General features: G+C 65.0%; 19 protein-coding genes. 15 read left to right on the top strand and 4 right to left on the bottom strand.

Annotation, left to right across the window (positions count from 1 at the left end; translation table 11 throughout):
- Nucleotides 1-13: 13 nt before the first annotated feature.
- The 3 genes from JLZ96_RS05225 to JLZ96_RS05215 all read right to left on the bottom strand — a co-directional run bounded on the left by JLZ96_RS05225 (nucleotide 14) and on the right by JLZ96_RS05215 (nucleotide 3,129).
- Nucleotides 14-745 (bottom strand): aspartate/glutamate racemase family protein, encoded by a 732-nt coding sequence (locus JLZ96_RS05225; RefSeq protein WP_308436817.1) that lies wholly within the window; start codon nucleotides 743-745, stop codon nucleotides 14-16.
- Between the two features lie 10 nt (nucleotides 746-755).
- On the bottom strand, nucleotides 756-2,309 hold the full coding sequence (locus JLZ96_RS05220; RefSeq protein WP_167329331.1) for an NCS1 family nucleobase:cation symporter-1: 1,554 nt from the start codon (nucleotides 2,307-2,309) through the stop codon (nucleotides 756-758).
- Between the two features lie 94 nt (nucleotides 2,310-2,403).
- Nucleotides 2,404-3,129: a GntR family transcriptional regulator gene (locus JLZ96_RS05215; protein ID WP_032371147.1), complete on the bottom strand. Its 726-nt coding sequence runs from the start codon at nucleotides 3,127-3,129 to the stop codon at nucleotides 2,404-2,406.
- Nucleotides 3,130-3,199: 70 nt separating this feature from the next.
- On the opposite strand from JLZ96_RS05215, the gene mftE reads away from it, so the two are divergent.
- From mftE to JLZ96_RS05150, 13 genes are all read left to right on the top strand, one after another.
- Nucleotides 3,200-3,886, top strand: coding sequence for a mycofactocin biosynthesis peptidyl-dipeptidase MftE (mftE, locus tag JLZ96_RS05210; RefSeq protein ID WP_201009598.1), 687 nt, complete (start codon nucleotides 3,200-3,202; stop codon nucleotides 3,884-3,886).
- Between the two features lie 126 nt (nucleotides 3,887-4,012).
- On the top strand, nucleotides 4,013-5,410 hold the full coding sequence (gene mftF / locus JLZ96_RS05205; RefSeq protein ID WP_027496281.1) for a mycofactocin biosynthesis glycosyltransferase MftF: 1,398 nt from the start codon (nucleotides 4,013-4,015) through the stop codon (nucleotides 5,408-5,410).
- A 3-nt stretch (nucleotides 5,411-5,413) separates the two neighbouring features.
- Nucleotides 5,414-6,961, top strand: coding sequence for a mycofactocin system GMC family oxidoreductase MftG (gene mftG, locus JLZ96_RS05200; RefSeq protein WP_236253839.1), 1,548 nt, complete (start codon nucleotides 5,414-5,416; stop codon nucleotides 6,959-6,961).
- 57 nt (nucleotides 6,962-7,018) lie between these two features.
- Nucleotides 7,019-7,156 carry a hypothetical protein gene (locus tag JLZ96_RS05195; protein ID WP_167326762.1) on the top strand — a complete coding sequence of 46 codons (138 nt, stop codon included), beginning with the start codon at nucleotides 7,019-7,021 and terminating at the stop codon, nucleotides 7,154-7,156.
- A gap of 108 nt (nucleotides 7,157-7,264) precedes the next feature.
- Complete coding sequence (locus JLZ96_RS05190) at nucleotides 7,265-8,560, top strand: transcriptional regulator (protein WP_027496283.1); 1,296 nt, start codon at nucleotides 7,265-7,267, stop codon at nucleotides 8,558-8,560.
- A gap of 121 nt (nucleotides 8,561-8,681) precedes the next feature.
- Entirely contained in the window at nucleotides 8,682-10,205 is a 1,524-nt protein-coding gene (locus JLZ96_RS05185) for an aldehyde dehydrogenase family protein (protein ID WP_027496284.1), read from the top strand.
- Complete coding sequence (locus JLZ96_RS05180) at nucleotides 10,205-10,744, top strand: DUF779 domain-containing protein (protein WP_027496285.1); 540 nt, start codon at nucleotides 10,205-10,207, stop codon at nucleotides 10,742-10,744. Before JLZ96_RS05185 ends, JLZ96_RS05180 begins: the two co-directional genes overlap by 1 nt.
- Before the next feature lie 113 nt (nucleotides 10,745-10,857).
- Entirely contained in the window at nucleotides 10,858-11,841 is a 984-nt protein-coding gene (locus JLZ96_RS05175; protein ID WP_201009597.1) for a cation diffusion facilitator family transporter, read from the top strand.
- A gap of 121 nt (nucleotides 11,842-11,962) precedes the next feature.
- The gene (gene eat / locus JLZ96_RS05170; protein WP_201009596.1) at nucleotides 11,963-13,417 is read left to right on the top strand and encodes an ethanolamine permease; all 1,455 of its coding nucleotides are present in this window, start codon (nucleotides 11,963-11,965) and stop codon (nucleotides 13,415-13,417) included.
- Nucleotides 13,414-14,826: an ethanolamine ammonia-lyase subunit EutB gene (locus tag JLZ96_RS05165; protein ID WP_032383548.1), complete on the top strand. Its 1,413-nt coding sequence runs from the start codon at nucleotides 13,414-13,416 to the stop codon at nucleotides 14,824-14,826. Before eat ends, JLZ96_RS05165 begins: the two co-directional genes overlap by 4 nt.
- A 92-nt stretch (nucleotides 14,827-14,918) precedes the next feature.
- Nucleotides 14,919-15,692: an ethanolamine ammonia-lyase subunit EutC gene (eutC, locus tag JLZ96_RS05160; RefSeq protein ID WP_037220145.1), complete on the top strand. Its 774-nt coding sequence runs from the start codon at nucleotides 14,919-14,921 to the stop codon at nucleotides 15,690-15,692.
- A 52-nt stretch (nucleotides 15,693-15,744) separates the two neighbouring features.
- The gene (locus JLZ96_RS05155; RefSeq protein WP_201009595.1) at nucleotides 15,745-17,361 is read left to right on the top strand and encodes an AMP-binding protein; all 1,617 of its coding nucleotides are present in this window, start codon (nucleotides 15,745-15,747) and stop codon (nucleotides 17,359-17,361) included.
- A gap of 31 nt (nucleotides 17,362-17,392) precedes the next feature.
- Nucleotides 17,393-19,375 (top strand): acetoacetate--CoA ligase, encoded by a 1,983-nt coding sequence (locus JLZ96_RS05150; protein WP_201009594.1) that lies wholly within the window; start codon nucleotides 17,393-17,395, stop codon nucleotides 19,373-19,375.
- On the opposite strand, the gene JLZ96_RS05145 is transcribed toward JLZ96_RS05150, so the two are convergent.
- Nucleotides 19,351-19,806, bottom strand: coding sequence for a thioesterase family protein (locus JLZ96_RS05145; RefSeq protein ID WP_236253837.1), 456 nt, complete (start codon nucleotides 19,804-19,806; stop codon nucleotides 19,351-19,353). The genes JLZ96_RS05150 and JLZ96_RS05145 overlap by 25 nt on opposite strands.
- Before the next feature lie 55 nt (nucleotides 19,807-19,861).
- Here JLZ96_RS05145 and JLZ96_RS05140 point away from each other — a divergent pair, with 55 nt between their 5' ends.
- Nucleotides 19,862-21,319, top strand: coding sequence for an amidohydrolase (locus JLZ96_RS05140; protein ID WP_201009593.1), 1,458 nt, complete (start codon nucleotides 19,862-19,864; stop codon nucleotides 21,317-21,319).
- Between the two features lie 80 nt (nucleotides 21,320-21,399).
- Nucleotides 21,400-21,825 carry a PPOX class F420-dependent oxidoreductase gene (locus JLZ96_RS05135; protein WP_027496298.1) on the top strand — a complete coding sequence of 142 codons (426 nt, stop codon included), beginning with the start codon at nucleotides 21,400-21,402 and terminating at the stop codon, nucleotides 21,823-21,825.
- Nucleotides 21,826-22,164: the final 339 nt, after the last annotated feature.

The following is a 22,164-nucleotide window of genomic DNA, read 5'->3' as shown; positions in this document are numbered from 1 at the left end:
GCGCAGCTGACGCTCAGGCCCTGCTGAATCCGTCGAGCATGCCGGTGTACAGCTTGGGCGGAGGAGTCGCGAACTCTCCACGCTTACCGGTCCCGAGTCCCAGGGTGACGAGGGATTGCACGAACAACGTTCCCGCTGCAACCCCGTCGACGACGGGCACTCCGATTTCGGACGAGATGTGTCGGCAGAGATCGGCCATACCCGCGCAGCCGAGGACCACGGCATCACTACCGTCCGTCTCTACCGCGATGCGGCAGGCCTCGGTGACGATCTTGCGAGCGTCGGGGTCGGTTTCGAGATCGAGGACGGGCAGGTCGCACGCATGGATGCCGAGGCACTGCCGTCCGAAGCCGTAATGGTCGGCCAAATCCTGTGCCCGTCCGATCGTGCGCGCGAGCGTGGTGACGACGCTGAAACCGCGGCCGAGGAAACTCGCGGCATGCATGGCCGCTTCCGCGATCCCGATGACGGGCCCCGATGCGAGCTCGCGGGCCGCGTCGATGCCGGGGTCGCCGAAACAGGCGATGACGTAGCCGTCGACCCCGGTGGCCTCGCCGCGGGCGATCTCGGCGAGAATGCCTGGGACGCTGAGGGCTTCGTCGACGTGGCTTTCGATCGATACCGGCCCCATGGCTGGGCTGACCGCATCGACGACCGTGCCCGGGCCGACTACGGCCCGGGCACAGTCACCGATCGTTGCGGTCATCGAACTCGTGGTGTTCGGATTGATGACCTTGATGAGCACGTGCGAGATCCTATGCTTTCACTGGAGTGTCGAAGTTGGTGACGGCCAGCTTGGTCCGCGTTGCGAGGTAGAAGTACATCGCGAATCCGATGCCGCATCCGATGAACCAGCTGTACTTGGAGGCCGTCGACATCCCGGCGATCTGCATGCCGTCGATCGCTCCGTTGAACAGCACGGTGAACATGGCCACCAGCGCGCCGACGATGGTGGAGTACACCGCAGCCGGGTTGTATCCCTTGGAGTACCAGTACAGACCCGTCGTCGACATCGAGAACAGCTCGTCGACGACGACCTTCTGCTTGCGGACGAGGTAGTAGTCGGCGATCAGAATGCCGAACAGTGGTCCGATGAATGCGCCCAGAGTTTCGAGGGTCAGGTGGATGACGTCGGGGTTGTTGTACAGGTTCCACGGGGTGATCAGCACCGAGCCGATGGCGGCGATCATTCCGCCTGCGCGCCAGCTGATGCGCTGCGGGCTGACGTTGGAGAAGTCGAACGCGGGGGAGATGAAGTTCGCGACGATGTTGATGCCGATGGTGGCGATCGTGAATGTCAGTGCACCGAGAACGATGGCGAACGTGCTGTCGATTCGAGCGACGGTCTCGACCGGGTCGGTGATCAGCTCACCGAACACCGGAAGCGTCAACGACGCCGTGACGACCACCAGGATGGAGAAGACCAGGAAGTTGACCGGGAGGCCGAGGAAGTTGCCCTTCTTCACCGCGGAGTAGGACTTGCCGTAGCGGGAGAAGTCGCCGAAGTTGAGCATGGGGCCGGAGAAGTACGAGACCACGAGGGCGATGGCTCCGAGCATCACCGGAATCGAACTCAGACCCGTGTGCTCGACATCTTGGAGGTTGAGATCGATTGCGCCCCAGCCTGCTTTCCAGATCAGGTAGCCACACAGTATGAACATCACGACGTAGACGGCGGGCCCGCAGAAGTCGATGAACTTGCGGATCGATTCCATGCCGCGCCAGAAGACCGCTGCCTGAACGACCCAGAGGAACAGGAAGCTGGCCCAACCGAGCAGGGACAGACCGGCGAAGCCGTAGTCGGCGGTGACGGCGTACGGGGCCAGTGACGGGAACAGCTTGATCAACACGATGTCGAGGGCTGCCGATGCCAGGAACGTCTGGATGCCGTACCAGGCCACGGCGATCAGTCCGCGAATGATGGCGGGGATGTTGGCACCGAGGACGCCGAACACGCTGCGGCAGATGACCGGGTAGGGCACCCCGGAGACCTGGCTCGGCTTGGCGACGAGGTTGCAGAAGAAGTACACGATGGTGATGCCGACGAGCAGCGAGATCAGCACCTGCCAGCTCGCCAACCCGAGTGCGAAGAGGCTGCCGGCCGTGACGTAGCCACCCACCGAGTGCACGTCGGACATCCAGAAAGCGAACAGGTTGTAGGAGGTCCAGGTCTGCTTCTTCAGCGGAGCGAGGTCTTCGTTGGTCAGCCGTGGGTCGTAACTGTCCTTGATCAGGCCTCCACCGACGGGGTGGCCCGCGGCTTCCACGAGATCTCCCGTTTGGGCGGGACCGTGCGCTGTATCTGTCATCGATGCTCCTGACGGCCGGGCAATGAATGGAACGAGTGAATGGGGAAAAGCTAGCGGCGAAGTATTGCGCCCTCGTGACGTGAGCGATATATCTTCAGCCCGGCGTTTCCGTGGGTGGATCGGCAAACAATCCGTGATCGTTCGACAATGTCGAAATGACCGAATTGAGACGCGTGTGATGGTGCTGGGCAGCGCGCAACAGTGCGTCGGAGTCGCGATCGAGGAAGGCGGCGATCATGTCGGCGTGGTCGTCGTGCAGTGACGCCCGATCGGACCCGGCGACATGCACCATCGGTTGCACGGGTTCGGTGATGTTCCAGGCGGATTCGAGCATGTGCAGGAGTCGGTGCATCCGCGAAGGCCGGGTCAGCGACAGGTGGAATTCGCGAGAGAGGCGGTGGTACTCGCGTGAGTCGTCCTCGGTCAACGAGGCCTCGAGCTGCCGGTTGATCTCGATCAGGTGCGCGCGATCGGCATCGGTGGCCTGTTCTACCGCGATCGGGAGTGCGGCAGTTTCGAGAACCTCACGCACGATGTACATTTCGCGCAGTTCAGCCGCTGTCAGCTGCGCCACTCGGTAGCCGAGATTGGGTCGATGGTCGACCAATCCCTCGCCGATCAGAGTCTTCAGGGATTCGCGTACCGGAATGCGGCTCACGCCGAACAATTCCGCGACCTCGTCTATCGGAATGGGTGTATTCGGCGGAGCGTCACCGGCCAGGATGACGCGTCGGAGCTCGTCCAGAATTGTCGGCTGCGGGCCACCCGGTGCCGATATGGACAATTGCGAGAGCAATATCGACCGACGGCGGGGTGGCACGAATCGAAGATTATCGGCCGTGTGTTTCGTCCGCGTGACGGCTCGGTTCCGTCCGATAGCATCTGCACTCATGGCCACTGACACGCTCGGTACCCAGTACTGGCCGGACATCGTCGGACCGAAGCTTCTCGTGGTTCCGGTCGGCTCGCTCGAGCAACACGGGCCGCACCTACCTCTCGATACCGATACCCGCATCGCCGACGCCGTCGCGCGAATAGTTCCGAACGCTCTCGTGGCACCCGCGGTGGCGTACGGCTCCAGCGGCGAGCACGAGGGCTTCGGCGGCACCGTGTCCATCGGGTCCGCCGCGCTCGAGGCGCTGTTGGTGGAGTACGGGCGCTCCGCGTGCCGGTGGGCAGAGAGGGTCGTCTTCGTCAACGGCCACGGCGGCAACGGTCCCACCCTGCGCTCGGCGGTGACGCTGTTGCGCTACGAGGGGCGCGACGTCGTATGGTTCCCGTGCTCGGTGCCGGGAGCGGACGCGCATGCCGGACGCACCGAAACATCGCTGCTGCTGCATCTTTCGGCCGATGTGGTCGACATGACGAAAGCGGCACCGGGAAACACCACCGAGATCGCGGCTCTACTGCCCGAGCTGCGCGCCGGTGGCCTGGCCCCCGTCACGGCCAACGGTGTGCTCGGCAATCCCCTCGGGGCCACCGCCGAGGAGGGACGGCTCATTTTCGAGCAACTGCGGGACCGCGTGCTGGGTGCGGTGCAGAGATGGAGTCCGTCCCCGCACGGCGTCATCGTGTGAGCGATCGCGGTACAGAACCGGCGGAAAGCCTGTTCGAGGCCTCGAACAGAAACGGGGAGCAGGTATGTTCCGACCGATTTACCGGGTGGCCGACACACCGACCGTTTGTCCGCTTACGATGCCCTGATGGGTGAAGGTCGGTTGCCTGACGGCTTCGGGGTGCGAGTGGATCCACGCGTACGCACATTCTCCGAGGGGCGCGTTCTGATCGGTGGTTCACCGATGCGGATGCTCACGTTGGCACCGACGGCCGCGGCAATGATCGGTGACGGTTTCATCGAGGTGACCGACTCGCAGTCCGCCCTCGTGGCGCGCAAACTGCTCGACTCGGGGGTGGGCAACCCGCGGCCCATGTCCATCCCGTCGCCCAGTGATGTCACCGTCGTGGTGCCGCTCAAGAACAACGAGGCCGGGCTCGCGCGGCTGATCACGGCGATGCACGGCATGCACGTGATCATCGTCGACGACGGATCCGACGTCCCGGTGGCGGTTCCTGCCGTGTCGTGGAGCGTGGGTAGCGTGACGGTGCTGCGGCACGAGACCTCACGCGGGCCGGCGGCCGCACGTAATACTGGACTACGTTGCGCTACAACAGATTTCGTTGCTTTTCTGGACTCGGACGTGGTACCTCGCAAGGGCTGGCTCGAGGTGATGCTCGGGCACTTCTCGGATCCGGCGGTGGGCCTGGTGGCACCCCGAATCGTCGCGCTGGAGCCCGAGGGCAGCGCACTGGCCCGCTACGAGCACGCCCGCTCCTCGCTCGACCTCGGACGCAAGGAAGCGGCGGTGCGCGCAGGGAGCGCGGTGTCGTACGTACCCAGTGCCGCCATGTTGCTTCGCCGGTCTGCTGCGGTGGAATGCCACGGGTTCGACGAGTCGATGCACGTGGCCGAGGACGTCGATCTGTGCTGGCGTCTGCAGGAGGCGGGCTGGCGACTGCGCTACGAGCCCGTGGCCCACGTGGCGCACGAGCACCGCGTCGCCTTCGTCGAATGGTTCGCCCGCAAACTGTTCTACGGCACCGGTGCCACGCCGTTGTCCGCGCGTCATCCGGGCATGGTGCCGCCGATCGCGATGTCGCCGTGGACGTTGGTGACGTGTCTGCTCGCCGCCAGTCTGACGCGTATCGGATTGCTCGGCGCTCTGGCCAGTTTCGGGGTCACGGTCGTTCGGCTGCGCAAGATGTTCGTCGGTCTCGATCAGCCCACCCGCATCGCGGCCGTTCTCGCTGCCGAGGGTTTCGTGGCGGGGTTGTGGCAACTTGCCTCGGCGCTGTGTCGACATTATTGGCCGATCACGTTGCTCGCGGTGTTGTTGTCGAGCCGTATCCGGAAGATCGCGCTCGGTATGGCTGTGGCAGAAGCGTGTTCGGATTGGTACAAGCATCGTGAACTGGGCGGGCTCGATCCGGTTCGATACATCTTCTTCAAACGCGCCGACGACATCGCGTACGGAACCGGGCTGTGGAGCGGCGCGCTGTCGGCTCGTTCCATCGAGGCGTTGAAGCCCCGCCTGGACGGCTGACCCGTGCGCCTGGAAGGCCGGGCCGACGACGAGGGAAGTCCACTCGACGCCGACGTCATCGTCGTCGGAGGCGGGTCGTGCGGTTGCGTCGTCGCCGCGCGACTGAGCGAGAATCCCGACCGCTCAGTTTTGCTGCTCGAAGCCGGGCCGGCATCTGCGGGGGTCGACGACATTCCGCGCAGCCTGGGCGACTCGACGACGCTCCCCATCGGTCCGGACAGCCGGTGGGTGAGCCGCTACACCGCCGAACTCACCCGCGACGTCACGCGCACGGTGACGCGAGGCCGAGTGCTCGGTGGATCCGGTGCCGTCAACGGTGGCTACTTCGTCCGGGCGATCCCCGCCGACTTCGAGGCGTGGCCACAGTCGAACTGGTCGTTCGATCAGGTGCTGCCGTTCTTTCGTCGTTCCGAGACCGATCTCGACATCGATGCCGCCGGCGGTACCGGCGTCGACCGTCGATGGCACGGATCGGACGGGCTGATGCCGATCACCCGACCACCCGCGCGGGCCTGGCATCGGCTGACGGCCGCGTTCGTGGACTCGGCGACGAACGCCGGGATCGGCTATCGCGAGGACCTGAACGCTCCCGATGCGGGGGCGGGCGGAGTCGGTGCTGTTCCCTCGAACGTTCTGGGCGGGCTGAGGGTGAGCGCGGCCCGGGCATACCTCCTGCCGAATGCCGACCGGACGAACCTTCGTGTTCAGGGTGATACGACAGTGGTGTCGTTGAAGTTCAACGGCAGCAGGGTGATCGGAGTCGAGATCGTCGTCGGCGGAGTGCGCAGTATCGTCCGAGCCGATACCGTGATCGTGGCGGCCGGGTCCGTGCACACGCCCGCGCTGCTGATGCGGTCGGGTATCGGTGACCCCGAAAATCTTGTCCCGCTGGGTATCTCGATGGTGGTTGCCAGTCCGGGTGTGGGTCGCGGATTCTCCGACCACCCCGAGGTCGCCGTTCCCGTCGTTCCGAAACGTTCCCCCGAACATTCCCCCGATGATCGGTTGTCGTCTCCGCTCGAGGCGGTGCTGCATGCGGGCGACGTGGAAATCCGGCCGTACACGAGGCGGTTCGACGAATTGATACCCGGACTGGACGTGGGGCCGCACTCGTTCGGCGTCGGTCTGATGCGTTCGACCGCGCGAGGACGCATCGTGTTGCGCACGGCGGACGCGTTCACTCCTCCCGCGGTGAACTACCACTACCTCGAATCGGAACAGGACCGTCGGGCGATGCGAGACGGGGTCGAACTCGCCGTCGACCTGCTCCGATCCCCGGCCATGGCGTCGGCCGTGGACGTTCCCGCCATCGCCGATCCGCTCGCGCCACTCGGTACGTCGTTGCACCTGTCCGGGAGCGCCCGAATGGGGCCCGAATCGGATCCGGGGTCGGTTCTGGACGACCATTGTCGGGTGCGTGGGGTCGACGGCGTGTACGTCATCGACACCTCGGCGTTCCCGGTAGTGCCCAGCAGAGGGCCCCACGCAACGGCCGTCATGTTCGCCGAACGGGCCGCGGCGCTGATCGATCGGCACGATCGCGGCGCGTAAGGCGTAGCGTTCGTGGTCTGGGGACCGTTCAGGTTCCCCAACAGATGGGTTTCTGCCATGTCGGACAAATCGCCCCGCAACACGATGACCAAGAAATCCGGCAAATCGCTCAAGGACAAGCGCGCCGACAAGCGAGCGAAGTCGAGTGGCGACACCAGCAACGACATCATCACCTCCGCCGTCAAGAAGAAGTAGCCGTCGTCGTCGACGGGACCGGCCCCGGTCGCACCCGTCGACAGCGGCTGTATCCTTGCCTGTGAGCTGGGTTACAACGATGTGGACAGGTCACGGAGGAAGCGTCGAATGGCAAGCCGATCGGACAGTGGCGGCAACCCCTGGGTCGCAGTGCGTCCCGGTGAGGATGTCACTGTGCTGGCGCGCCAAATGTCCAGTGCCCATCAATCTTTCGTCGACGACATCCGTACTCACGGCTCGGCGGTGCGGTCCGTCGTACTCGACTCGTGGATGCGAAGTCGAACCAAGGGCGTCGACCCGGACGGCGGTAGTCAGGCACCGGCCCTGAGCGGACCGGACCTCGACCGCTATCGCAACGGGCATCCGATGGCACTCATCCGCCCGGTGATCCGCAAACTGCTCGTCGAGGACGCCTCCGACACCGGTCTGCTCGTCGCGATCTCCGACGCGGAGGGCCGGTTGTTGTGGGTCGAGGGCGATTCCTCGGCCAAGGACCGCGCGCTGACGATGGATTTCGCCGAGGGCGTCGATTGGAGCGAGGAGAGCAAGGGGACCAACGCTCCGGGAACGGCACTCGCCGTCGATCACAGCGTGCAGATCTTCGCGTCCGAGCACTTCTCGCGATCGGTCCACGAATGGAGTTGCTCGGCAGCACCGGTCCATCACCCCACCAGCGGCCACATCCTGGGAGCCATCGACATCACCGGCGGGCCGCGGGTGGCCGTACCCGAGGTGCTCTCGCTGGTGCGGGCTACCGTCGCAGCCGCCGAGTCCGAGTTACGCCTGCACCTGTTGAACTCGCCGAAATCGTTGGGCGATACCGCTCCTCGTCTCGAGGTCCTCGGATCCGGCCGGCCCGGAGTGGTACGCGGCTCGGGTCGAACGCCTCTCTCACAGCGGCACGCCGAGATTCTCCTGTTGCTCGGCGATCATCCGGAGGGGCTCAGTTCGGACCATCTCGCCGTCCTGCTCGACGAGCAGGAACTCGATTCGGTGACCATCCGCGCAGAGATGTCGCGGCTGCGTAAGTCTTTCGGTACCGCAGGCCTCGCATCCCGGCCGTACCGATTGGTCGGCGAGTTGTCCTCCGATGTCGGCGACATCCGACGTGCCCTGGACCGCGGCGACGTCGAGGCGGCTCTGCGGATCTACACCGGACCGGTGTTGCCCGGCTCGTCCGCACCCGGCATCGAGGAGATTCGCGAAGAATTGCGGTCTCGTATGCAGGCTGCACTGTTGCGGCTGGGGGATCCGGTGTTGCTCGCCCAGTGGACCTCCTCCATTCACGGTCGATCCGACGTGATCGCATGGGAGGCCTATCGCGCCACGCTGAGCCGCGATTCCGCACTCTACGGCCAGGTCAGCGCACGTATCGACCTGCTCGACCGCGATCTCGGAGTCTGACGCACCCGTCGCGGCGGTGCCGTCGGAGTGACGGCAACGTAGTTGCAACGTTGCACCCCCTAGTGTCCTGAATCACACACCGCATCAGCAGTGCAGCACGTGTCGATCAGGAGGATTTTCAATGTCCGTCTATGCCCGTCCAGGTACCGCCGATTCCGTCATGTCGTTCCAGTCGCGCTACGACAACTGGATCGGCGGCGAATGGGTGCCACCGGTCAAGGGCCAGTACTTCGAGAACCCGACTCCGGTCACCGGTGAGAACTTCTGCGAGGTCGCCCGTTCCACGTCCGAGGACATCGAACTCGCCCTCGATGCCGCGCACGCCGCCGCTCCCGCCTGGGGCAAGACGTCCGCGGCCGAACGCGCCGTGATCCTCAACAAGATCGCCGACCGCATCGCCGAGAACCTCGAGTCGATCGCTCTGGCCGAGTCCTGGGACAACGGCAAGCCGATCCGCGAGACCCTCAACGCCGACATCCCCCTCGCGGTGGATCACTTCCGGTACTTCGCCGGCTGCATCCGTGCGCAGGAAGGCTCACTGTCCGAGATCGACAGCGACACCGTCGCTTACCACTTCCACGAGCCGCTGGGCGTCGTCGGACAGATCATTCCGTGGAACTTCCCCATTCTCATGGCCGTCTGGAAGCTCGCGCCCGCGCTCGCTGCCGGTAACGCCGTGGTGCTCAAGCCCGCCGAGCAGACTCCCGCCTCGATCCTGCACCTGATCTCGATCATCGGCGACCTCCTGCCCCCGGGCGTGATCAACATCGTCAACGGATTCGGTGTGGAGGCAGGAAAGCCGCTGGCGTCGAGCCCGCGCATCGCCAAGATCGCCTTCACCGGCGAGACCACCACCGGCCGCCTGATCATGCAGTACGCGTCGCAGAACCTGATCCCGGTCACGCTCGAACTCGGTGGCAAGAGCCCCAACGTCTTTTTCTCCGACGTGCTCCAGGCCAACGACGACTACCAGGACAAGGCCCTCGAAGGCTTCACGATGTTCGCCCTGAACCAGGGCGAGGTGTGCACCTGCCCGTCGCGTTCGTTGATCCAGGCTGACATCTTCGACGAGTTCCTCGCACTGGCCGCGATCCGCACGAAGGCTGTGCGGCAGGGTGATCCGCTCGACACCGAGACGATGATCGGTGCCCAGGCGTCCAACGATCAGCTCGAGAAGATCCTCTCGTACATCGAGATCGGCAAGGGCGAGGGCGCACAGGTCGTCACCGGCGGCGAACGCGCACAGCTCGGCGGCGACCTCAACGGTGGTTACTACGTGCAGCCGACGATCTTCACGGGCAAGAACGACATGCGCATCTTCCAGGAAGAGATCTTCGGACCGGTCGTGTCGGTGACGTCGTTCAAGGACTACGACGACGCCATCGACATCGCCAACGACACCCTCTACGGACTGGGCGCAGGCGTCTGGTCCCGCGACGGCGGCGTTGCCTACCGGGCGGGCCGCGACATCAAGGCCGGCCGAGTGTGGACCAACACCTACCACCAGTACCCCGCGCACGCCGCGTTCGGCGGCTACAAGCAGTCGGGTATCGGTCGCGAAAACCACAAGATGATGCTCGATCACTACCAGCAGACCAAGAACCTGCTCGTGAGCTACGCCCAGAAGGCGCAGGGCTTCTTCTGATGGAGAACGCTCGGCCGCCCGCGCGGCTGAAGACAACCGCCGAGGCGATGGATCTTCTCCGTCGCCTCGGCGGTATCCACGGCGAACTGATGATGCATCAGTCCGGCGGATGCTGTGACGGCTCGTCGCCGATGTGTTATCCCGCAGGCGAATTCATCGTCGGCGATCGCGACGTTCTGCTCGGGTACATCGACCTCAGGCTCGGAGTGGGCGAGATCGCCCAGGACCTCCCCGAGGGTGTCGACGGCGTACCGGTGTGGATCTCGGGTTCGCAGTTCCAAGCGTGGAAACACACCCAACTCGTACTCGACGTGGTGCCGGGCCGCGGCGGCGGATTCTCGCTCGAATCGCCCGAAGGCGTGCGGTTCCTGAGCCGTGGGCGCGCCTACACCCCGGAGGAGAACGAACTTCTCGCCGCGCATCCACCTCTCGTCGGAGTCGACTGGGAAGAGGGCCGACGACCGCCGGTACCCGACGACCCACTCGTGGTCGCCGAGGCCGTCGACGCCTGTCCTGTGCCGGGAATGCTCCAGGGCTGAGTGCCTACGGCAGTGGTGCGGCTCCGCTTCCGGGTCGTTCCGCGGGCTACACTCCGGTGTGCCCCAGGCGGCACATAACCGCACCACTGCGCGCAGCGCATACAGTGCGAACGATGAAGAGCTCATCGAAAACCGACGCGGCCGACGGCGACGACAGCCTGCGCACCGTGGTGATCGCGTTCGTCGCCAACCTCGGTGTAGCCATTGCCAAGACGTTCGCGGCGGTGTTCACCGGGTCTGCGTCGATGGTCGCCGAGGCCGCTCACTCCTGGGCCGACACCGGTAACGAGATCTTCCTGCTCGTCGCCAATCGCCGCGGGGCGCGCGGGCCCGACGATCGGCGGCCGCTCGGGTACGGCCGGGAGACGTACTTCTGGTCGACGCTCGCGGCCATCGGCTTGTTCGTCGCCGGTGCGGCGGTCTCGGTATGGCACGGCATCACCTCGTTGCTCGCGGGCGAGTCGAGCAGTGAGAACTACCTCGTCGCCTACGTCGTGCTCGCCATCGCCTTTCTGCTCGAGGGCGTGTCCTTCCTGCAGTCGGTACGGCAAATACGCGGCGAGGCAGCGCAATACGACAAGGACTTTCTCGATTACGCGTTGGAGACCTCGGATCCGACGCTGCGGGCAGTGTTCGCGGAGGACAGCGCGGCTCTGATCGGCATCGTGATCGCCGGTGCGGGAATCGGTTTGCACCAGCTCACCGGTTCGGCGGCGTTCGACGCCATCGGCTCGATTCTGGTGGGCGTTCTACTCGGGATCGTGGCGTTCGTGCTGATCGATCGAAACCGCCGATTCCTCACCGGCGAACCAGGATCGCGAGCATTATGGAACGCGGTAGTGCAGCGAATCGAGCTACTCCCCGAGGTGGCGTCGGTCCGGTTCGTTCGCATCGAGTTCGTCGGTCCCAAACAGATCTACGTGGTGGCGAGTGTCGATCTCGTCGGTGACTTCGCAGAGTCACGCATCGCGCACACGCTCCGGCGGCTGGAGCGTGAGCTGGAAACCAACAGAGCTGTGGTGGACGCAGTACTGACAGTCGCAGAACCGGACGAGGGAGATATCGGTGACGTGAATGCGGTTGCACAGCAGCCGTAATTCGCCCGTCATTCACCGATGACACCCCGCTTACATCACGGACCTATCGTGAACCGGTTCGCGCGCCCCACACACCCGAATGGGCGTCCCCTCGCGAGGGACCTGGTACGAGAGGCTTGCAATGTCCGTGAAAGATCCCCAGTCGCCTCACCCGAAATCCGGCTCCTACGAGGGCACACAGTCGCACGTCGAGGGCGGTGACTACCTGGCCAAGAGAACCCTGAAGAAGGGAACCGCCGGGTGGGTACTTCTCGCGGGCCTCGGTGTCAGCTACGTCATCTCCGGCGACTACTCCGGCTGGAACTTGGGCCTGGCAGAGGGCGGCTTCGGCGGTCTGCTCATCGCCGCGATCATCATCGCGGGCATGTATCTGGCCATGGTCCTCGGAATGGCCGAGATGTCCTCTGCTCTGCCCGCGGCAGGCGGCGGCTACACCTTCGCCCGCCGGGCCATGGGACCGTGGGGTGGATTCGCCACCGGCACAGCGATTCTCATCGAGTACGCTATCGCGCCGGCAGCGATCGCGACATTCATCGGTGCGTACGTCGAGTCGCTCGGACTGTTCGGGATCACCGACGGATGGTGGGTCTACCTGGTGGTCTATGCGGTGTTCATCGGAATCCACCTCTCCGGCGCGGGCGAAGCACTCAAGATCATGTTCGTCATCACCGGCATCGCCTTGGTCGGTCTCGTCGTCTTCGCGATCGCCGCGATCGGTCAGTTCGACGCGAGCAACCTGACCGACATCGCCCCCACCGACGCGGCCGGGGCCTCGGGATTCCTGCCGTTCGGCTACCTCGGCATCTGGGCGGCTGTGCCGTTCGCCATCTGGTTCTTCCTCGCCATCGAGGGCGTGCCGCTGGCCGCCGAGGAGGCCAAGGATCCGACCAAGAACGTCCCGCGCGGCATCATCGCCGCCATGGGCGTACTGCTCGTCACCGGTGCCGTCGTCCTGTTCCTGGTGACCGGAGCGGGCGGGGCCGACGCCGTCAAGGAATCGGGAAACCCGTTGGTGGAGGCGCTCGGTGACGGAACTGCGAGCAAGATCGTCAACTACATCGGCCTGGCCGGACTGGTCGCGTCCTTCTTCTCGATCATGTACGCGTACTCGCGTCAGCTCTTCGCGCTGTCCCGTGCCGGCTACCTGCCGAAGACGCTGTCCATCACCAACTCTCGTAAGGCCCCTACGCTCGCGCTGATCGTGCCCGGCGTCATCGGATTCCTGCTCTCGCTGACCGGTCAGGGCGGAATGTGGCTGAACATGGCCGTGTTCGGTGCGGCACTGAGCTACGTTCTGATGATGGTCAGCCACATCGTGCTTCGCCGCAACGAGCCGAACATGGAACGGCCGTACCGAACCCCCGGGGGCGTTGTGACCACCGGATTCGCGTTGATCATCGCGGCACTCGCCGTCGTCGCCACCTTCGTCGTCGATTCCACTGCGGCACTGTGGTGTCTGGCAGTGTTCGTCGCGTTCATGGCCTACTTCGGCATCTACAGCAGACATCATCTGGTCGCCAACTCGCCCGACGAGGAGTTCGCCGCACTGGCCGAGGCCGAGGCCGAACTGGAATGACGATCTACACCCAGCAGGTATCCGGGACCACCTACACGTTCGACGGTCTGGTCGACCTGATGGCCAAAGCGACACCGCTGCGATCGGGTGACGAATTGGCCGGCTGCGCGGCCGAATCCGATGCCGAACGGGCTGCCGCGCAGTGGGCGTTGTCCGAGGTCTCCCTCGATGTCTTCCTGCACGATCTGCTCGTTCCGTACGAAACCGACGAGGTCACCAGGCTCATCATCGATTCGCACGACCGCATCGCGTTCGGGGCCATCTCACACCTGACCGTGGGAGGTCTTCGGGATTGGCTGCTGCAGGTGACAGCGGGGCCCGATGCGGCCCAGACACTGCGATCGGTCGCGGCCGGATTGACACCCGAGATGGTCGCGGCGGTCAGCAAGATCATGCGGAACCAGGATCTGATCGCGGTGTCTCGGGCCGCGCAGGTGACGTCGGCGTTCCGGACGACGATCGGCCTACCCGGGACTCTCACCACGCGTCTGCAACCCAACCACCCGACCGACGACCCGCGTGGCATCGCCGCGGCCACACTCGACGGGCTGCTCCTCGGGTCGGGTGACGCGGTCATCGGAATCAATCCCGCGACCGACTCACCTCAGGCCACCGCCGATCTGCTGCATCTGCTCGACGAGATTCGGCAGCGTTTCGAGATCCCGACACAGTCGTGCGTCCTCTCTCATGTGACGACGACGATGGAACTGATCGACAAAGGAGTTCCGGTCGATCTGGTGTTCCAGTCCATCGCGGGGACCGAGGGTGCCAATTCGAGCTTCGGAGTGAACATTTCGTTGCTGCGTGAGGCCAACGAGGCAGGCAGATCGTTGCACCGCGGAACCGTCGGGAACAACGTCATGTATCTCGAGACGGGTCAGGGTTCGGCGCTGTCGGCGGGAGCGCACATCGGCACCGGCGACCGGCCCGTCGATCAGCAGACACTCGAGACGCGTGCGTACGCGGTGGCCCGTGATCTCGAGCCGCTGCTGATCAACACCGTAGTCGGATTCATCGGGCCCGAGTACCTGTACGACGGCAAGCAGATCATCAGGGCAGGCCTCGAAGATCACTTCTGCGGCAAGCTCCTCGGACTGCCGATGGGAGTGGACGTCTGCTACACCAATCACGCCGAGGCCGATCAGGACGACATGGACACGTTGCTGACGTTGCTCGGTGCGGCCGGCGTCGCGTTCGTCATCGCAGTGCCGGGGGCCGATGACGTCATGCTCGGCTACCAGTCCCTGAGCTTCCACGATGTGCTCTACGTGCGACAGGTCCTCGGTCTGCGGCCCGCACCGGAATTCGAGTCGTGGCTCTCGCGGCTGGGGATGGCGGACGCCGACGGCCGAGTCCTCGACGTCGATGCCGCGGGATCGCCGCTGCGGGCCTTGATGAGTGCGCGATGAGCACGCCTGCGGAACGACCGGAAGCGGCAGGAGTGGAGCCTGCGGAACGACCCGATTTGGGAGTGGAGCCTGCGGAACGACCCGATTTGGGAGTGGAGCCTGCGGAACGACCGGAAGCAGAGTTCTGGGGTGAGTTGCGGGCGAGTACCCAAGCTCGGATCGGTCTGGGGCGTATAGGCGATTCGTTGCCGACGACGCGGGTGCTCGAGTTTCGCTCGGCGCACGCCGCGGCCCGGGATGCGGTGCACATGCCACTCGAGGTCGACGAGTTCGTGCGTCGGGTGGAGCAGGTGGGGCTCGGTACACCCTCGGTGGTGACGTCGTTGGCGACGAGCCGGGCCGAGTATCTGCGTCGTCCGGACCTGGGTCGTCAGCCGAAGGATCTGTCGGCGATTGCACATTCGGAGGACGAGATAGGCATCGTGCTGAGCGACGGATTGTCTCCCCGGGCCCTGGCGGATCACGGTGTCGCCATGGTGGAAGCACTGAAAACCGAACTCGCCGAACGGTATTCGATTGCTGCACCGGTCATTGCGACCGAGGCCCGAGTGGCGCTCGGTGATCACATCGCGGCGGCGATGGGCGTGCGGACGGTACTGGTTCTCATCGGGGAGCGACCCGGCCTGTCCGTCGCGGACAGTCTCGGCATCTACTTGACGCACCTTCCCAAGCCCGGCCGTACCGACGCCGATCGCAACTGCATCTCCAACATCCACCCGCCCGAGGGGCAGGGGTACGCGCAGTCGGCCCGCATCGTGGCAGGTCTGCTGGCCGGAGCCAGGAAGCTCGGACGGTCCGGCGTCGCGCTCAAGGACACGTCGCGCGCCGAGGTGCTCGAGGCTGCGGACGTCATCACACTGGAGTAGGACCCCCATTCGGGGGTGGCCGGCCGTGACCGGCGTCACTACCGTGAGGCTCATGGACAGTTACGCCCGCGGAGATTCGGACACAGCGATACTCGACGACACGATCGGCCGAAACCTGCATCGCACCGTCGAGCGGCACGCCGAACGCGATGCCCTCGTCGATGTCGCATCGGGCAGGCGGTGGACCTACTCGGAGTTCGCGGCGGACGTCGAGTTGTTGGCGGCGGGGCTCCTCGTGGCCGGAGTGCAAGTAGGCGATCGAGTAGGAATCTGGGCACCGAACTGCCCCGAATGGACGCTGGCGCAATATGCGACGGCGGAGATCGGGGCAATTCTGGTCAACATCAATCCGGCGTACCGCTCGCACGAGCTGCAGTTCGTGCTGAGGCAGGCGGGTGTCTCGGTGCTGTTGTCGGCCACCGAGTTCAAAGGGTCCGACTACACGGCCATGATCGACGACGTGCGACCGGAGGTGACAACTCTGCGCGAGGTCCTGTTCATCGGAAGCATTCAGTGGGAAGCAATGACCGATCGAGGGCACCGAGCGTTGGCGAAGACTCCGCGGATGGTCGCCGACGTGTCGAGCACACTTCGCCCGGACGACGCGATCAACATCCAATACACCTCGGGTACAACGGGTTTCCCGAAGGGTGCGACGCTCAGTCATCGAAACATACTGAACAACGGCTTCTTCGTCGGCGAACTCTGCCATTACACCGAGAACGACAGGGTCTGCATTCCGGTGCCGTTCTACCATTGCTTCGGCATGGTGATGGGCAATCTCGCGTGCACGTCGCACGGAGCAACGATGGTCATCCCCGGTCCCGCGTTCGACCCGGTGGCGACGTTGACGGCCGTGGCCGATGAGAAGTGCACCTCGCTCTACGGCGTACCGACCATGTTCATCGCCGAGTTGGCACTGGAGAACATCGGCGAATTCGATCTGAGCAGCCTCCGTACCGGAATCATGGCCGGATCACCCTGTCCCACAGAGGTGATGAAGCAGGTCATCGAACGCATGGGAATGGCAGAGGTGTCCATCTGCTACGGCATGACCGAGACGTCGCCGGTATCGCTGCAGACTCGCAGCGACGATTCGATCGAGCAGCGCGTGTCGACAGTGGGCCGAGTAGGGCCGCATCTGGAGGTGAAGATCGTCGACCCCGTTCTCGGTGAGACACTGCCGCGAGGCGAGGCGGGTGAACTGTGCACCCGTGGCTACTCGGTGATGATCGGTTACTGGGAGCAGCCCGACAAGACCGCAGAAGCGATCGACAGCGACGGGTGGATGCACACCGGCGACATCGGGGTCATGGACGGTGACGGCTACGTCGCGATCACCGGGCGCATCAAGGACATGGTGATTCGCGGCGGCGAGAACATCTATCCCCGCGAGGTCGAGGAATTTCTCTACACCCACCCCGACATCCTCGACGCTCAGGTGATCGGTGTTCCCGACGCGAAGTACGGCGAGGAATTGATGGCGTGGATACAGCTCAGAGACGGTGCCGCACCACTGGATTCGGACGCCGTGCGGCAGTTCTGCGACGGTCGCCTCGCGCACTACAAGATTCCGCGCTACGTGCACGTCGTCGACGAGTTCCCGATGACCGTCACCGGCAAGGTGCGCAAGGTCGAGATGCGTGAACGCTCGCTCGGATTGATCTGAACCCAGCCGTTGGGCTGACATACTGACGTCCATGACCAGTGCGCTGTGGACGCCCACCGATACCGACGTCGAGCGCGCTCGGGTCACCGAGTTCACCCGGTTCGTCGAGGAGCGCCACGAGGTGACGCTGCCCGACTACGCAGCGTTGTGGCGGTGGTCGATCGACGACATCGAATCGTTCTGGAAAGCCGTGTGGGACTACTTCGACATTCGCTCCACCACCGAGCCGGCGTCGGTCCTCGAGGGCCACGGTATGCCGGGGGCGCAGTGGTTCCCGGGTGCCGAGCTGAATTACGTCGATCAAGTCGTCCGCCACGCTCGAGGAGATCGAGCCGCCATCGTTCATGCCTCCGAGGACGGTTCGACGCGGACCGTCACGTGGTCCGAGATGATCGCCCAGGCCGGTGCGTTGGCGGGCACCCTGTCCGACGCGGGCGTCCGACGCGGCGACCGCGTCGTCGGATACCTGCCCAACGTGCCCGAGGCGATCATCGCCTTCCTGGCGACAGCAAGTCTCGGCGCGGTATGGGCTGCGTGTGGGCAGGACTACTCGGCGGCGGCAGCGCTCGACAGACTGGGGCAGCTCGATCCCGCGGCGTTGATCACCGCGTCCGGGTACGTCTACGGAGGGGCCTTCCGCGACAAAGATGCGGACGTGAACACTCTCGCAGAGGGATTGCCGACGGTACGCACGGTGGTCACGATCGGCGACGCTGCGGGAGCTGTGGGAAGCGCGGGGACTGTGGGAACCGCGGGGATTAGGCTGAATTGGGCGGACGCGACCGCGACACCGCGCGAGCTCGCTCCGGTCGCAGTGCCGTTCGATCACCCGTTGTGGGTCGTGTTCTCGTCGGGGACCACGGGACGGCCCAAGGGGATCGTGCACGGCCATGGTGGCGTGCTGCTCGAGCATCTCAAATCCGTTGCACTGCACTCGGATCTAGGACCCGACGATGTGTTCTTCTGGTACACGAGCCCGAGCTGGATGATGTGGAATTTCCAGGTGGCCGGTCTGCTCGTCGGTGCCACGATCGTGTCCACCGACGGAAATCCAGCGTTCCCGAGAACGGATGCGCTGTGGGGCATTGCGGCCGCGCAGGGTGTGACGTACCTCGGTACCAGCCCCGGGTACGTCCTCGCGTGCATCAAGGCGGACGCACACCCCGGTGCCGATCACGATCTCTCGAGCCTGCGCGCCATCGGGATCACCGGGTCTGCGATGCCCGCGACGTCGTCGATCTGGTTGTCGGAGAACGCCGGAGCCCACGTACCGGTGTTCTCGATCTCCGGTGGTACCGATGTGGTGTCGGCGTTCGCCGGGGGAGTGCGGACCGTGCCGGTCTGGGCGGGCGAGTTGTCGGTTCCGTTCCTGGGCGTTGCGCTCGACGCCTACGACGAGGCAGGCAACTCGGTGCACGGCGCAGTGGGCGAACTGGTCGTCACCGAACCGATGCCGTCCATGCCGGTGCGGTTCTGGAACGATCCCGACGGAACCCGTTATCGGGACGCGTATTTCGATACCTATCCGGGCATCTGGCGGCACGGCGACTGGATCACCGTGACCGAACGCGGCAGCGTCGTCGTGCACGGTCGTTCCGATGCGACGCTGAACCGCAACGGGATTCGAATGGGAAGCGCAGACATCTATCAGGCCGTCGAATCTCTCGACGAGGTCACCGAGGCCCTGGTGCTCGGCATGGAACAGCCCGACGGGGGATACTGGATGCCGCTGTTCGTGGTGGTCCCGGATGGGCTCACCGCGGAGCTACGCGAGCGCATCGTTGCCGTCATCAGGACTCAGGCGTCCCCGCGGCACGTTCCCGACGACATCGTCGCAGCGCCCGCGATCCCGCACACGCGGACCGGTAAGAAGCTCGAAGTGCCGCTCAAGAAAATGTTCCAAGGTGCTGCCGCGACAACTGCTCTCGACACCAGTGCCGTCGACGATCCGGAGGCGGTGCGGTGGTTCGCAGATCGCGCGGCGGAGTATCAGCGAGTCCAGCGCGCGAGGTAGGCCTTCTCCTCGGGCGCTATCCGGCGCAGAGTCTCCGCCCCGACGTCGACCATCGCCATGCGAGTGGTCGCCACCACCGCAGGCGGCGAATCCGGGGCCGCGCCCGCTGCCCGTACCTCGTAGCCGATGGTGAAATCGACCGCACGTACCTTCTCGAACCAGAGTGTGACGTCGAGCGGACCGTCCGAGTGCCGAAGCGGCTTCTTGTACGCGATGGTGACGTTCGCGATCAACGCACTCTTGATCAGGCTTTCGTTGGCCTCGCCGTCGCTGAGCAGCCATTCGATGCGCGCCTCTTCGAGCAGGGTGACCATCCGCGCGTGATTGATGTGCGCGAATGCGTCCATGTCCGACCACCGCACCGTGACGGTCGCGTGATATCCGACGGGGTCGGTCCGATCTTTCTGCATCGCCACAGGCTCTGTCTTCATTGCTAGAGGATGGCATGCGCGCCTGCGTCGGGGGCGACGCTCTAGAGTGCCAGGAGTGATTATCGCCAATGTCGCACTGGATGATTCCGGCGTGCTCTTCGACATCGAACTCGTCGGCTCGACCATCGGGTCCATCACCCCGGCCGGTAGCGATCGCACCCGCGGCGTCGAGGTCGTCGACGGGGCGGGGGGAGTGGCCCTGCCGGGTTTCGTGGACAGTCATGTTCATCTGACGCAATGGGCAGCGGCGCGGCGGCGTATCGATGTCGGGCCGGCCTCGTCGGCGGCCGATGCCGTGGCACTGGTGTTTCCCTATGCGCGCACAGCAGGCGATTCCGTAGTGCGCGCCAACGGGTTTCGGGACGCGCAGTGGCCCGACGAACCACACAAGGACCTGCTCGAGAACGCGCTGCCCGGTGTGCGTGTGGCGTTGACGAGCATGGACCTGCACACGCTGTGGCTGAGTCCGGCGCTGCTGCGCGATCTCGGTATCGACCATCCCACTGGAGTGCTTCGTGACGTCGACGGTCTCGAGGCCGTCATGGCGCTGGAGGCCTTGGAGGACCCGGCCGAGTTGGACCGAGCTGTGCTCGACGCCACCGCGGCACTGGCGGTCCGCGGAGTGACCGGCGTCGTCGATTTCGAGTTCGCGGACAACCGGACGGTCTGGGATCGACGCCTGTCGGCCGGATCTCCCGCAGTGCGCGTCGACACCACGGTGTGGCCGCAGTGGCTCGACGAAGCGGTCGATCGTGGGGAGCGCACCGGCGACGTCTCGGCCGTCTCGGACATGATCAGGCGTGGACCGCTGAAGGTCATGCTCGACGGCTCGCTGAACACCAGAACGGCCTGCTGTCACGATCGCTACCCGGGCGTCGACGGTGACAACGCCTACGGACTGTTGCTCGAGACCCGCGACGGACTGTTCGAGCTCGTCTCTCGCGCAGCTCGCGGCGGAATCACCTCTGCTGTCCATGCGATCGGTGACCGGGCGAACGGTGTTGCGCTCGATGCGTTCGAGCGGGCCGGTTGCGGAGGTCGTATCGAACACGCGCAGCAGCTCGTCCCCGAAGACATCGCACGCTTCGCGGCGCTGGGCGTTGCGGCGTCGGTGCAGCCGCAGCACGCCATGGCCGACCGCGACATCGCCGAGGATCTGTGGGCAGGTCGACGCTCGGTGGCCTACGGCTACGGGTCGCTTCATCGAAGCGGTGCCACGCTGCTCTTCGGCTCCGACGCTCCGGTGAGTCCACCGGAGCCATTGGCAGGCGTCGCGGCGGCGGTATTCCGAACCGACGACGACCGGCCGCCGTGGCATGCCGAGGAATCGGTTCCTCTCGGCGCGGCACTGCAGGCGGCGAGCGGCGACCGCGCTGCGCTCCGCGTCCGGGACGTCGCGGACATCGTGGTTCTCGAGGAGCACCCGGTGTATCGCTCGGCGCACGATCTGGCCGACACGGAGGTGCGGGCCACGATCTGTGCCGGTCTGCTCACCCACGTCGGCCCGGCATAGCATCGTCGATCGGGCGGCACGTCCTGGCCGAGTTCGTCGGTGACGTGAACCTGTCGGTCCGGCCGAGTAGCGTGACGTCGATGACGTCTTTCACCGATCCACGCGTGCGAGAGTTTCTGTCGGCAGGTACCCGCACCGGAAAGGTCGGCTACCTCGCTTCGGACGGACGGCCCCTGGTCGCCCCGATCTGGTTCGTCGTCGAGGACGATTCCATCGTGTTCAACACCGGAGCCGATACCGCCAAGGGGCGAGCGATTCGCAGGGACCCTCGGATCGTGTTGACCGTCGATCTCGAAGAGCCGCCGTACGGGTTCGTGCAGGTGCAGGGCGTTGCCTCGATCGACGAGGATCCCCGAGAACTGGTGCGTACGGCCACCGAGATCGGAGCGCGGTACATGGGCCGCGACAGAGGGGAGGAGTTCGGCAGACGCAACGGAGTTCCGGGCGAATTGATCGTTCGTTTGGTACCTACCAAGGTGATTGCCGCTTTCGACATGACGGCGTGACAACCGACGAACTCCGCGCGTGCGGGCCTGTAGATTGGCCGGGTGCCGAATCCAGCCACCGGTTCTGCACGTACGGGGGCGGGTGCTCTCGACGCGTGCTGGGCATGTAACGGTCCGGCCCATCTCGACGGATAAGTACTGAAAGGTAACTTCCGAGTTGTTCATGGTGAGAAAATAGAGATCGACGTAGTCAGCTTGCTCGATGTGTTCGGTGCCCATCGTTGTCCGCCGCTTCGGCGGCCGGTGGGGGCGCGTGTGATTGTGGGAAAGAGAGGAATCGATTGGACCCGCTAGGTGTGGAAGGTGCTGGAGACGACGACACGGGAGTCGACAGTCGGC

It is taken from the genome of Rhodococcus sp. NKCM2511, from assembly GCF_014905595.1.
Lineage (GTDB): Bacteria > Actinomycetota > Actinomycetes > Mycobacteriales > Mycobacteriaceae > Rhodococcoides > Rhodococcoides fascians.
Note: the sequence above shows the minus strand (reverse complement) of the source record. Positions and strands in the feature narration are given on the sequence as shown.

What these genes read in the sequence shown, in the direction of transcription:
- JLZ96_RS05145 (WP_236253837.1), bottom strand. Translation starts at nt 19,806, where the DNA reads ATGAAGACAGAGCCTGTGGCGATGCAGAAAGATCGGACCGACCCCGTC.
- JLZ96_RS05155 (WP_201009595.1), top strand. Translation starts at nt 15,745, where the DNA reads ATGGACAGTTACGCCCGCGGAGATTCGGACACAGCGATACTCGACGAC.
- JLZ96_RS05150 (WP_201009594.1), top strand. Translation starts at nt 17,393, where the DNA reads ATGACCAGTGCGCTGTGGACGCCCACCGATACCGACGTCGAGCGCGCT.
- JLZ96_RS05190 (WP_027496283.1), top strand. Translation starts at nt 7,265, where the DNA reads ATGGCAAGCCGATCGGACAGTGGCGGCAACCCCTGGGTCGCAGTGCGT.
- JLZ96_RS05135 (WP_027496298.1), top strand. Translation starts at nt 21,400, where the DNA reads ATGACGTCTTTCACCGATCCACGCGTGCGAGAGTTTCTGTCGGCAGGT.
- JLZ96_RS05185 (WP_027496284.1), top strand. Translation starts at nt 8,682, where the DNA reads ATGTCCGTCTATGCCCGTCCAGGTACCGCCGATTCCGTCATGTCGTTC.
- JLZ96_RS05180 (WP_027496285.1), top strand. Translation starts at nt 10,205, where the DNA reads ATGGAGAACGCTCGGCCGCCCGCGCGGCTGAAGACAACCGCCGAGGCG.
- JLZ96_RS05165 (WP_032383548.1), top strand. Translation starts at nt 13,414, where the DNA reads ATGACGATCTACACCCAGCAGGTATCCGGGACCACCTACACGTTCGAC.
- JLZ96_RS05175 (WP_201009597.1), top strand. Translation starts at nt 10,858, where the DNA reads ATGAAGAGCTCATCGAAAACCGACGCGGCCGACGGCGACGACAGCCTG.
- JLZ96_RS05195 (WP_167326762.1), top strand. Translation starts at nt 7,019, where the DNA reads ATGTCGGACAAATCGCCCCGCAACACGATGACCAAGAAATCCGGCAAA.
- JLZ96_RS05220 (WP_167329331.1), bottom strand. Translation starts at nt 2,309, where the DNA reads ATGACAGATACAGCGCACGGTCCCGCCCAAACGGGAGATCTCGTGGAA.
- mftF (WP_027496281.1), top strand. Translation starts at nt 4,013, where the DNA reads ATGGGTGAAGGTCGGTTGCCTGACGGCTTCGGGGTGCGAGTGGATCCA.
- mftE (WP_201009598.1), top strand. Translation starts at nt 3,200, where the DNA reads ATGGCCACTGACACGCTCGGTACCCAGTACTGGCCGGACATCGTCGGA.
- eat (WP_201009596.1), top strand. Translation starts at nt 11,963, where the DNA reads ATGTCCGTGAAAGATCCCCAGTCGCCTCACCCGAAATCCGGCTCCTAC.